Here is a 288-nt window from a genome sequence, read left to right as displayed (position 1 = left end):
CGGTATTCTGCAGATGGAATATATGTGGATGGGTTAGAAGTAACACCGTTGGGATGGCGGGAACAAACAGTTAGAACGATAAAACAGGCATTAAAAAATAATTAGTAAAAATGGACCCCCCGTAATAGGCGGTCTTTTGTTCATATTACTTCACATACACATAGGCTTCGTTTGCAGTTACATAGTATGTTTTACCTTTACTATTGTGCACTTTGTATTGCGACGATCCATTGACAGTTACTTTCGCATCAATCGTGAATCCTAATCCCTCATCTACAGAACCAACAA

Annotated in this window: 1 pseudogene; it reads right to left on the bottom strand. The window is 38.9% G+C overall.

Going from position 1 to position 288, the window contains the following annotated elements:
* Window positions 1-145: 145 nt before the first annotated feature.
* Window positions 146-288: pseudogene (locus tag SB775_RS28750) on the bottom strand (N-acetylmuramoyl-L-alanine amidase); the annotation flags it as partial.

Source organism: Peribacillus sp. SIMBA_075 (assembly GCF_046534585.1).
Note: the sequence above shows the minus strand (reverse complement) of the source record. Positions and strands in the feature narration are given on the sequence as shown.